Origin of the sequence: Plantibacter sp. CFBP 8775, from assembly GCF_014839505.1 — a bacterium.
GTDB lineage: Bacteria > Actinomycetota > Actinomycetes > Actinomycetales > Microbacteriaceae > Plantibacter > Plantibacter auratus.
In genome coordinates this window covers 1260111-1271245 of sequence record NZ_JACYNV010000001.1, presented here as the reverse complement: position 1 = coordinate 1271245, position 11135 = coordinate 1260111, and the positions used below count along the sequence as shown (strand labels likewise).

The window sequence follows — 11135 nt, the reverse complement described above, 5'->3', positions numbered from 1 at the left end:
AGCGCCAACCTTCAAGCTGTGGTTCAGAGCAGCTTGAGCATGCGGGTGTTACCGAGCGTATTCGGCTTGACCCGCGCGAGGTCGAGGAACTCCGCGACACCTTCGTCCGACGAGCGCACGAGCTGTGCGTAGACCTCGGGTGGGACGATCTCCTCGCCGATCTCCTGATAGCCGTGCTTCGTGAAGAAGCCGGTTTCGAAGGTCAGGCAGAACAGGCGACGCAGGCCGAGCTCGACCGCGTCGTGCTCGAGGCGCTCGACGAGCGCGTGACCGACCCCGGTGCCGAGGTGGTCGGCGGAGACGGCGAGCGTGCGGACCTCACCGAGGTCCTCCCAGATGACGTGCAGCGCGCCGCAGCCGATGAGTTCGCCGTCGGGTGTCTCGGCGACGCGGAACTCCTGGACCGCTTCGTAGAAGACGACGTCGTCCTTGCCGAGGAGGATGCGCTGCTGCACGAGTGGTTCCACGAGCGCCTGGATGCGTCGGACGTCGCTCGTGCGGGCGCGACGGACGACATACCCCTGCTGAGCCTGCTCGACCATCCCGCCTCCTCCTGTCAGAACCTCCGAGAAGTCTACTGACGCCAGCGCGATGCTCCCGACCGAGCGCGGGCCGGTGGGCGTCAGCGCGGTGCTCTCGCGCGAGCGCTGCCGAAGCGGCGTGAGCGCGACCCAGCCGCGTGAGCGCGGGCCTCCAGAGCGGCGCGCTCGGTCCGATGGGGCGCGCTCACGTCAGCGCACCGCGCTGGCGCCGGACATCGGAGTGGCGGCACCGGATCACGAGGGGCGGATCAGTGCCAGGACCTCGGGCCCGCGGTGCCGGCCGGGTAGGTGTCGATCGACACCTCGTCCTTGCGCCACGCCTTGAGGACGGGCGCCACGATCCGCCAGCACTGCTCGGCGACGTCACCGCGCACCGACAGGGTCGGGTCTCCCTCGAGGATGCTCGACAGGACCTCGCCGTAGGCACTGAGCTGCCCGGCCTGGAGTTCGGCGTGGAGGGCGACCGGGTCAAGTTCGAAGGGGTCGTCCTCGCCGTTGATCATCAGGTCGAGGTCGAGCGACGCCGGCTTCAGGCCGATGCGGAGCCGCGCCGGGGTCTTCATGCCGTGCAGGCCGGACGGGAGGTGCGGCACCGGCTTGAAGGTGAAGACGATCTCCTGACGGGTGTCCGCCAAAGCCTTCCCGGAGCGCAGCACGAACGGGACACCGGCCCAACGCCAGTTGTCGATCGCGAGCGTCATCTCGGCGAGCGTCTCCGTGTGGTGCGACGGGTCCACGCCCTGCTCGTCGACGTAGGCGGGCAGCTTGCGGTCGCCGATCGTCCCGGCGCCGTAGCGTGCACGCCGACTCTCCGTGCCGTTCGCCTTCCACGGTCGGGTCGCTCGCAGCACCTGAGCCATGCCGCCGCGCAGATCCTCCGCGTCGACGCTCGCCGGTGGCTCCATGGCCGCGAACGCGAGGACGAGGAGCAGGTGACTCTGGATCATGTCGATCAGGGCGCCCGCACGGTCGTAGTACCCGGCGCGGCCCTCGAGCGCCAACTGCTCGTCGAAGACGATGTCGACGCGTTCGACGTTGTCGGCCGAGAGGAGCGGCTCGAAGATGCGGTTCGCGAAGCGCAGGCCCAGCAGGTTGAGGACCGTCGACTTGCCGAGGAAGTGGTCGACGCGGAACACCTGCTCCTCCGGCACCAGGTGCTGGAGCAGACGGTTGAGCGAGCGGGCGGAGGCGTAGTCGGTGCCGAACGGCTTTTCGAGAGCGAGCATGATGCCCTTGGGGAGCTCCAGCTTCCGCAGCGCCTTGCAGGCGAGCAGGGTGATGGCGGGCGGCAGGGCGAAGTAGAGGGCGACGTTCGGACCGGCGGCCGCGAGGACTCGTTCCAGTGACGCCGGGTCGGAGACGTCAGCCTGCACGTAGGTGGTCTCGGCGACGATCGTCTCGGCGAGCTTCGACGGGGCGTCGGCGAATGCGGTCTTGACGCGCTTCCGCCAGGCCTCGTCGCTCGACTCGGAGCGGTCGACCCCGATGAGGCGCACCGCCTGGCCACGCGGGGAGGCGAGGAGCGACGCAAGTCCCGGCAGTAGGAGCCGGGCCGTGAGGTCGCCTCCGGCACCGAGGATCACGAGGGTTCGAGGGGCGGAGGATTCCGAGGTGGCGGCGGTCATGCGGCGATCCTACGCGGTGGGCCGACGAGGTCGCGCGGCCTTGCGCCCTCCCGAGGTCCATCCCGGTCCAGCGCGATGCGCTGACGCGAGCGCGAGGGTGTGGGCATCAGCGCGGTGCGCTGACGTGAGTGGCGCGGTATCGGCCTCACCGCGGGTCAGGGACGTGGGCGCGCCCCTCCGGAGACCCGCGCTCACGCCCTGGACCCGCGCTCACGTCAGCGCACCGCGCTGGCGACCCACCACAGCAGACCCGGGCGGGCAGGCAGTACTGTGAGCGCATGCGACTCGGAGTCCTCGACGTGGGATCGAACACCGTCCACCTGCTCATCGTCGATGCCCACCCGGGAGCGCGGCCGATCCCCCAGTCGTCGCACAAGTCGGTGCTGCGACTCATGCGATACCTCACGCCGGATGGATCGATCAGCGAGGAGGGCGTCGCGGTGATCCTCGAGTCGATCGGTGCAGCGGCGGCGATCGCTCGCGAGAGCGGCCTCGACGAACTGCTCTCGATGGCGACCTCGGCCATCCGCGAGGCGACGAACGGGCCGGAGGTCCTCGCCCTCGTCGAGGAGCGGACCGGCATCGCCCTGCAGGTCCTCTCCGGTGACGACGAGGCGAAGCTCACCTTCCTCGCCGTCCGCCGCTGGTACGGCTGGTCGGCCGGCGAGATGCTCCTCCTCGACATCGGCGGCGGCTCACTCGAGATCGCGGCCGGCGGCGACGAGTACCCCGATGTCGCGATCTCCCTCCCGCTCGGCGCCGGACGCTCCACCGTCGGCTTCCTCCACGACGACCCACCGACCGCCGCACAGCAGGAGGCACTCCGCCTGCACGCCCGCGAGGTGCTCACCGCTGCACTCCCCGCGTTCGCCGAGGAGCCCGACGCCCATCACGTCGTCGGGTCGTCCAAGACCATCCGCTCCCTCGCACGCCTCGCAGGATCGGTGGCCGACGGCATCGGTGGCACCGAACGGTCGCTGCTCCGGCGCAGCCAGCTCGACGACTGGATCCCGCGCCTCGCCCGCATTCCGGCTGAGGCCCGCCCCGCGCTCCCCGGGATCACCGCCGACCGGACCTTCCAGATCGTCGCCGGCGGCATCGTCCTGTCCGAGGCGATGGCCGCCTTCCGCGTCCGCGAGCTCGACGTCTCCCCCTGGGCGCTCCGCGAGGGCATCATCCTCCGGTACCTGGACCGCCTCGGCTGACCGCCGCCGTTTGCTCGCCCAGGTTTGGGCGAGTGAGCGCCGAATCGCCCGAAGATGGGCGAACGAACACTCCCGACACGACGAAGGCCCCCACTCCGCGGAGTGGGGGCCTTCGGTGACTCGGGACTACTCGCCCGTGATCGCGAGGTCCGGCGTGGCCGAACCCGTACCGAGCGACGCCTGCGCGTTGACGCCGGCACCGACCGACTCACCGCGAGCCGAGGTCGTGAAGGCGAACGCACCGTTCACGAAGTCGACGTGCACGTGGTCGCCGGCGTTGAGCTCGCCGTGGAGGATCTGCTCGCTGAGCTGGTCCTCGACCTCGCGCTGCATCGCACGACGCAGCGGACGAGCACCGAGGGTCGGGTCGAAGCCGACCTCGATGAGGCGCTCCTTCGCCGGCAGCGTGAGCTCGATCGTCATGTCGCGGTCGAGCAGACGCTCCGAGAGACGCTTCGTGAACAGGTCCACGATCTGCAGGAGCTCCGGCTTCGACAGCTGCGGGAACACGATGATGTCGTCGACACGGTTCAGGAACTCGGGCTTGAAGTGCTTCTTCAGCTCCTCGTTCACCTTGCCGCGCATGATGTCGTACCCGGTCGAGGCGTTGCCCTCGATCTGGAAGCCGACCGGACCACCGGCGATGTCACGAGCACCGAGGTTGGTGGTCATGATGATGACGGTGTTCTTGAAGTCGACGACGCGACCCTGACCATCCGTCAACCGGCCCTCTTCCAGGATCTGGAGGAGCGAGTTGAAGATGTCGGGGTGGGCCTTCTCGATCTCGTCGAAGAGCACGACGCTGAACGGCTTGCGACGCACCTTCTCGGTGAGCTGGCCACCCTCTTCGAAGCCGACGAACCCGGGAGGAGCACCGAACAGTCGCGAGACCGTGTGCTTCTCGCCGTACTCAGACATGTCGAGGGAGATCAGCGCGCCTTCGTCGTCGAACAGGAACTCGGCGAGCGCCTTCGCGAGCTCGGTCTTACCGACACCCGTGGGGCCGGCGAAGATGAACGAGCCCGAGGGACGCTTCGGGTCCTTGAGGCCGGCACGCGTGCGGCGGATGGTCTTGGAGAGCGCCGAGATGGCCTCCTCCTGACCGATGACCCGCTGGTGCAGCGCCTTCTCCATGAAGACGAGTCGCGAGGACTCCTCTTCGGTGAGCTTGAAGACGGGGATGCCGGTCGCCTGGGCGAGCACCTCGGCGATCAGACCCTCGTCGACCTCGGCGGTCGTCTTGACGTCGCCCGAGCGCCACTGCTTCTCGAGGCGCAGACGCTCACCGAGGAGGTTCTTCTCCTCGTCGCGGAGGGACGCCGCCTTCTCGAAGTCCTGCTCCTCGATGGCCGTCTCCTTGGCCTCGCGGACGCCGGCGATCTTGTCGTCGAACTCGCGCAGCTCAGGCGGGCTCGAGAGGATCGACAGACGCAGGCGTGCACCGGCCTCGTCGATCAGGTCGATGGCCTTGTCGGGCAGGAAGCGGTCGGAGATGTACCGGTCGGCGAGGTTCGCCGCCGAGACGAGCGCACCGTCGGTGATGGACACCTTGTGGTGTGCCTCGTACCGGTCGCGCAGCCCCTTGAGGATGTTGATCGTGTGGGGCAGCGACGGCTCCATGACCTGGATCGGCTGGAAGCGACGCTCGAGTGCGGCGTCCTTCTCGAAGTGCTTGCGGTACTCGTCGAGCGTGGTGGCACCGATGGTCTGGAGCTCACCGCGGGCGAGCAGCGGCTTGAGGATGGAGGCCGCGTCGATCGCGCCTTCGGCGGCACCGGCACCCACGAGGGTGTGGATCTCGTCGATGAAGACGATGATGTCGCCGCGGGTGCGGATCTCCTTGGTGACCTTCTTCAGGCGCTCCTCGAAGTCACCGCGGTAGCGGCTACCGGCGATGAGCGAGCCGAGGTCGAGCGAGTACAGCTGCTTGTCCTTCAGCGTCTCCGGGACATCGCCCTTGACGATCGCCTGGGCGAGACCCTCGACGACGGCGGTCTTGCCGACGCCGGGCTCACCGATGAGGACCGGGTTGTTCTTCGAGCGACGGGAGAGGATCTGCATGACCCGCTCCATCTCCTTGTCGCGACCGATGACCGGGTCGAGCTTGTTGTCGCGCGCGGCCTGCGTGAGGTTGCGGCCGAACTGGTCGAGGATCTGCGACCCGCCCTGTGCCTGCTGCTCACTCTGGTTGCCGCCGACCGGGGCTGCTTCCTTGCCCTGGTAGCCGGACAGCAGCTGGATGACCTGCTGGCGCACGCGGTTGAGGTCGGCGCCGAGCTTCACGAGGACCTGGGCTGCGACGCCCTCGCCCTCGCGGATGAGGCCGAGCAGGATGTGCTCCGTGCCGATGTAGTTGTGGCCGAGCTGCAGCGCTTCGCGCAGGCTCAGCTCCAGCACCTTCTTGGCGCGCGGCGTGAACGGGATGTGTCCCGTCGGCTGCTGCTGGCCGGTGCCGATGATGTCGGTGACCTGCTCGCGCACGGCATCGAGGGAGATCCCGAGGGACTCGAGTGCCTTGGCGGCGACTCCTTCTCCCTCGTGGATGAGGCCGAGCAGGATGTGCTCGGTCCCGATGTAGTTGTGGTTGAGCATCTTGGCCTCTTCCTGGGCCAGGACGACGACACGACGCGCACGGTCGGTGAATCTCTCGAACATGATCACTCTCCTCCGGCACCGGGCAGGGTGGTGATGCCGTTAGTAGGAGCGTAACGACCGCCGCAGCTCTCTTCGCCCCTGTTCGCCGTGGGCGTGATGCTCGGCCGCCTGGAACGCCGCAGCGCACGTGCACCGGGCACGTGCGCTGCGGGTGTCGGCTGATCGCGGCTCGGTCAGACCGGGAACCGGACGGTCGCCGCGAGGGCGCCCCCACCGGGGACGTCGTCGGCGCGGACGGCGAGGATCCGGGCGTCCGAGAGCAGCGCCCGGCGGAGGATCTCGTCGATCACGCCGTAGTTCGTCGCGTCGGCGTCGTCGGCGAGGGTGACGACACCGGTGGTCTCGTCGACCGTGCCCGGCAGGTTGCTGTCGATGTCGACGAACAGGGTGTCGACCGCGTTCGCCGTCGCGGCGCGTGCCACGTCGCCGAGGTCGGTCACGGCACGACCGTTCGACGCGCGCGTGCCGAACTCCTCGCACAGCGCGTGCAGCTCGGCGGCGTACAGCTCGTCGAGGATCGGGCGGGCCGCTGCGGCGAGCTGCTCGTCCGAGCGCTCCTGCTGGTTGCCCTCGATCTCGGGCTTCACGAGGTGCTTATAACTCGAGACGGACCGGAAGATTCCTGTCATCGGTTCGGCGCCCGCGAGGATGAGCGGCTCCTTCGAGCCGGCGAGCACCGGCGACAACGCCTTGTTGATCGCCTGCGCGTACTCCTGCATCCGGACCTTCTGTCCCTCGGAGCCCTGGATGCGTCCCTGGGGGCTGCGTCCGTCGGAACCGCGACCCCGGATCGAGTCGACACCCGCGGCAGCAGCCACGTCGGCGGGGACACCTTCGAGCTCGATGCTCGTGGCCGGCAGATCACGCGAGACGGCGACGAGTCGCACACCGCTCTGCGCGAGTGCCAGGACGTAGGCCGACTGCGGGAAGGTGAGCGCTCGCATCAACGGCTTGATGAAGAAGCGGTCCGAGACCTCCGTGCAGGACTGGAGGATGTTCGGGACGCGGAAGTAGCGCGTGAGGCTCGGGCTGATGTACAGCGCGAGACTCGACGACAGGTAGCGGAGGAAGTCCGGATCCTCCTGGAGGTCGTCGACCTGCTGCGTGAACGTCGCGATCGCCGCCCGGTCTGCTCCCGCGGCCGTCAGCTGCTCGACCGCCACCTTCACCTGGTTCTTGAGGTCCAGGCGGATATGGCTCGTATCCGAGGGGTTGGTGCTCGTCGCGAGGATGATCGACACGCTGCCCGGCTCGCGAGCGGTGGCGAGCTCGACGATGTCGGAGCGGGTCGGAATATCGGTGTGGTGCACTGATGCCTCCTTCGATCGCGTCAGGCGAAGGGTCGACCGGGAGCAGGCGACGCCGTCGTGGGCCTGACTTGACCCCAGTATAGGGAGCGCCCACCCCTCGATCCGGGGTCGATTCTGCGGACATTCAGAGCCGAGTCGGGCCGCGGGACCTCGATCACGCGGCCCGACTCACGGCCTCGTCACTCAGTCGTGACAGGGCCGTCCGTCGGCTGCTCCGATGCGACGAGGCGTCGCGTCCGCCGCAGCGCGAGGACGAGCAGACCGGCGACGACGAGCAGGGCGGCCGCGAGGAGGGCGCCGGTCGTGAGCCCGGCGCCGGTGACGGCGAGCGGACTCGCGGTGTCCCGGCTGGGCGTGCCCTCCGGCGCACCCGGCGTCGCGCCCGGCTGTTCCGGCTCCGGGCCGGTCCCGGGGTTGGTCGCGATGAGACCGCCGTTCCAACGGAGGTCCTCGCCGTCCGCTCCGCTCGGCGACGGGTCGGCGATCACGATGTCCGGCATGACCCACTCCGCAGGGTCGATCGCGGAGTTCCGGAGATCGTCGTCGCCGACCCGAGGCGACGTGGCGTCGGCCACCAGGTCGTCCGGGAGTCGCACGTCGATCCGGTAGGCACCGGAGAGGACCGCGTCGAACCGGTACCGTCCGTCGGCGTCGGTCATGGCGGTCCGGGTGACCGGCTCACCGCGCTTGTCGGTGCCGGTCAGTTCGAGCTCGACGTCTGCGACACCAGGCCCCGGCGTCCCGTCGAGCCCGTCGTCGTCGAGCCCGTTCGCGTCGAGATCCCACCAGATGCGTTCGCCGAGCGCCGAGCTCACCAACTGGGCCGCGACCTGAGGCGATTGTGCGCCGAGCGATTGCGTCGCGGAGTGCACGACGGCGTCGTTCACGAACCGCGCGTCGACCGCGGCACCGGTGGTCGCCAGCTCGTAGGCGACGACCACGGGCGCGAACGGCGCGAGCTCGGCGACGGTGGCCTCGATCGCGGTCGCCTCCGCGATGGACGCCGGGCAGCCGGTCATGCCGAACTCGTCCGCCCCGCACCACCGCGCTCCGTCCGGCAGGGTGCCGAAGCCGTCGTCGACGACGGGGTCGACGTGGCTCGCGACCGCGTCACCGGGCGCCGCCGTGTAGCGGAGGTCCGCTCCGTCCGACGAGGCCGGACCCGCCAGGACGCCCTGCCCGGTCGAGCCACGTTCGTCGCCCGGGTACGGGAGGACGTCGATCATCCGCACCTCGCGCTGCACGGCCCCGGCGCTCATGTTCCCGAAGACGACGTCGACGTCGACCGCGTCGCCGAACTCGACGACGGACCGGGCGACGTGCTTGTCGATCTGCAGCCCGGATGGGGTGGTGACCACCATCGACTGCCAGGAGTAGTGGGAGTCGAGTCGTCCTGGCTCCGCGGGGAAGTCCGTCAGGGACCCCGGGTCGTCCGGACTCGCGACGATCGCACGATTGAGGAACTGTCCGACGGAGAACCGGTCCGAGACCGCAGTGTAGGCGATGACCGGCTCGGCTCCCTGTCGGATCCGCCCGAGGTCCCAGGTGAGGAGCGTGCTGCCGTCCGCCTGCGGGACCACGGTCGTGGCCGCCGGGGTCGCCGAACCCTCGTCGAAGAGGAACCCGGCCGGCAGGGAGTCCGTGACCGTCACGGCGTCAGCTCGATCGGCCACCCCGTCGGGGGTGATGATCTGCGGACGCACCTCGAAGGTGATGGGTGAGCCAGCCGCGATCGGTGCCGGCGCGCCAGGCGCGACCTCCGGCGAGATGGCCCGCTTGTTGAGCGTGACCGCCGCGTTCGCGGCGACCAGCTGATCACCACGGGGGTACTGTGCGTTGCCCTCGGACGCGCGATACCGGCCGTGCCACCATCCGTCCTCGACCCAGGCGGTCGCCGACTCCCGGTCCGGACCATTGCCGGAGGACTTGATGCTGTAGGTCTCGGTGATCATGGTGCCCACGTCGAGGCCCGGTATGGCCTGCAGTTGCACCCACAGGGTCACGCTCGTGCGGGGCGGGAGCTCGCCGTCGACGGGACGAAGACGGACCTTCGTGATGTCGTCGGTGTCGACGAGTGACGGGTCGGAGACCCACGTGTCGTCGGCGTCGTCGCAGGTGGTCGCATCCATCTGCGACTGCCGGGTCTCGGCGTCGGCCGCGGCGTCGACACTGGGCGTCGTCCCGTACTCGACGATCACGGCCCCGGCCGTGGAGCGGAACTCCGCCGGGTCACCACCGCCGGGACGCTCACCGACCTGCTGGGTGGCCGGGTCGAACACCGCGCAGAGCACGGCGCCGGTCAAGGCACTCGTCGTGGTGTTGTTCCAGGCGACGGTCTGCTCGAACCGCTGGCCGCCGGCGACAGGCCCGTCGCCGGAGCCGGCCGTGCTCTGTCCGGGCACCATGCGGTTGTCGGTCCGGCGGTCGGAGTACCGGCTCGCGTGGTCTCCGCCGCCGGTGCGCTGCGCGATCGTCGCCGTGGCGCCGTTGTCCGCCAACGGCTCCGGAACGTTCGGCAGGGGCGTCCCGTCGGCAGCGACACCCGTCACACGGAGATCGACGAGGTCCAGCCGCACGGGCAGGGCGCCGTTCGCCGGGACGTCGTCCTCGGGCACGAACACGCCGAATCGTCCAATTGCGAGGTAGCCCTGCGCCGTGATCGCGGAGCCGGAGGCGGACCGCGACGGGATGTGGTCGCCGCTCAGGTCGGCCCCACTGACCGTGACGAGGACGGAGCGGCCGTCGGCTGCCGGCTCGCAGGTCCAGGTCCCGGAATCCGAGACCGCGTCGTCGCCTCCGCCCGCCGCCTTCGGGAAGACCGCGGAGTCGAAGGCTCCGGTGAGACAGCTCTGAGGCACTGGCCTCCCCTCAGGGTTGACGGTCGCGAGCCGCGCGCCGGCTGGATACCCGTTGAGATCGATGACGAAGGTGACGTCGCCCACGACGTTCCCGGATCCGCGAGCGCCGCGTCCCTCGTCGGTGCCGAAATCGGTGATCGAGAGGTAGGTGTCGTGTGCGATGTACCAACCCACCGTGCCGTCCTGCTCCTGCACGCCGTCGACGACCGGCCCCCGTCGGACGCCGACGTTGACGCGCGGGCCGCTGCTCACCACCAGATCCGGTGCGGTCGTGCTGGCCCGGATCTCGGACCCGTCGGCGGCGTCGGCGGCGATGATCTCGATGCCGTCCTGCGGTGCGCTGATGACGGTGCCGTTCGCCGGCGCGGTGGTGAGCATCGCGGTGAGCTCGATGGCGCTCACGGAGTTCGGGAGGACGTCGGAGCGGACGCAGTCGAGGACGGCGCGATCGGGACTGACCGTCGATCCGGCGACGCAGTACCCCGGCAACTGATCGACGGTGGGCCACTGCAACCCTTCGGGCAGCCGCTGTCGGACGACCACCCGGTTGTCGCGGGCGGCACCGCGCAGCTGCGCCTCGATCGTGTACGTCACGGCGTCGTGGGACCGCAGCACCGCGTCGTCGGGTGAGACGTCGAGCCCCGGACCGGGCGCCGGATCGAAGGGAACGCTCCCGGTGGCGGTGCGCTGCAGTGACGTGTTGAGGCCGAGCGCCTGGGTCGAGGCGGCAGCGGGAGTCGAGGTGGTGTCCGGTGCCGTGACCGGCAGCATGGCGCCGCCGGTGACGGCGACGATGGACAGGGCGCCGAGCGCCCTGCGGAAGAGGATGGTGTTCACGTGGGTCCGACCTTCTGGAGGAGAGGGGGCCGTCACACGATACACAAATTGGTCGACTGATATGTGGGATATTCAACTTTTATTGCGATGCAGGACGACTGTC

At 69.5% G+C, this 11135-nt stretch carries 6 protein-coding genes; 1 reads left to right on the top strand and 5 read right to left on the bottom strand.

The window, feature by feature from the left end:
• Nucleotides 1-23: 23 nt before the first annotated feature.
• Nucleotides 24-542 carry an amino-acid N-acetyltransferase gene (locus tag IFR14_RS06075; protein ID WP_191940570.1) on the bottom strand — a complete coding sequence of 173 codons (519 nt, stop codon included), beginning with the start codon at nucleotides 540-542 and terminating at the stop codon, nucleotides 24-26.
• Nucleotides 543-790: 248 nt separating this feature from the next.
• Nucleotides 791-2167, bottom strand: coding sequence for a glucose-6-phosphate dehydrogenase (locus tag IFR14_RS06070; protein WP_137242230.1), 1377 nt, complete (start codon nucleotides 2165-2167; stop codon nucleotides 791-793).
• Nucleotides 2168-2445: 278 nt separating this feature from the next.
• Between IFR14_RS06070 and IFR14_RS06065 the strand changes: the two genes are divergently transcribed.
• Nucleotides 2446-3372, top strand: coding sequence for a Ppx/GppA phosphatase family protein (locus tag IFR14_RS06065; RefSeq protein WP_137242231.1), 927 nt, complete (start codon nucleotides 2446-2448; stop codon nucleotides 3370-3372).
• Nucleotides 3373-3498: 126 nt separating this feature from the next.
• On the opposite strand, the gene IFR14_RS06060 is transcribed toward IFR14_RS06065, so the two are convergent.
• The 3 genes from IFR14_RS06060 to IFR14_RS21360 all read right to left on the bottom strand — a co-directional run bounded on the left by IFR14_RS06060 (nucleotide 3499) and on the right by IFR14_RS21360 (nucleotide 11032).
• Nucleotides 3499-6027, bottom strand: coding sequence for an ATP-dependent Clp protease ATP-binding subunit (locus IFR14_RS06060; RefSeq protein WP_064294324.1), 2529 nt, complete (start codon nucleotides 6025-6027; stop codon nucleotides 3499-3501).
• A gap of 173 nt (nucleotides 6028-6200) precedes the next feature.
• Nucleotides 6201-7337 (bottom strand): baeRF11 domain-containing protein, encoded by a 1137-nt coding sequence (locus IFR14_RS06055; protein WP_137242232.1) that lies wholly within the window; start codon nucleotides 7335-7337, stop codon nucleotides 6201-6203.
• A gap of 179 nt (nucleotides 7338-7516) precedes the next feature.
• Entirely contained in the window at nucleotides 7517-11032 is a 3516-nt protein-coding gene (locus tag IFR14_RS21360) for an SdrD B-like domain-containing protein (RefSeq protein WP_191940569.1), read from the bottom strand.
• Nucleotides 11033-11135 lie beyond the last annotated feature (103 nt).

Coding starts and splice junctions, on each gene's coding strand:
- IFR14_RS06075 (WP_191940570.1), bottom strand. CDS start 542: ATGGTCGAGCAGGCTCAGCAGGGGTATGTCGTCCGTCGCGCCCGCACG.
- IFR14_RS06070 (WP_137242230.1), bottom strand. CDS start 2,167: ATGACCGCCGCCACCTCGGAATCCTCCGCCCCTCGAACCCTCGTGATC.
- IFR14_RS06065 (WP_137242231.1), top strand. CDS start 2,446: ATGCGACTCGGAGTCCTCGACGTGGGATCGAACACCGTCCACCTGCTC.
- IFR14_RS06060 (WP_064294324.1), bottom strand. CDS start 6,027: ATGTTCGAGAGATTCACCGACCGTGCGCGTCGTGTCGTCGTCCTGGCC.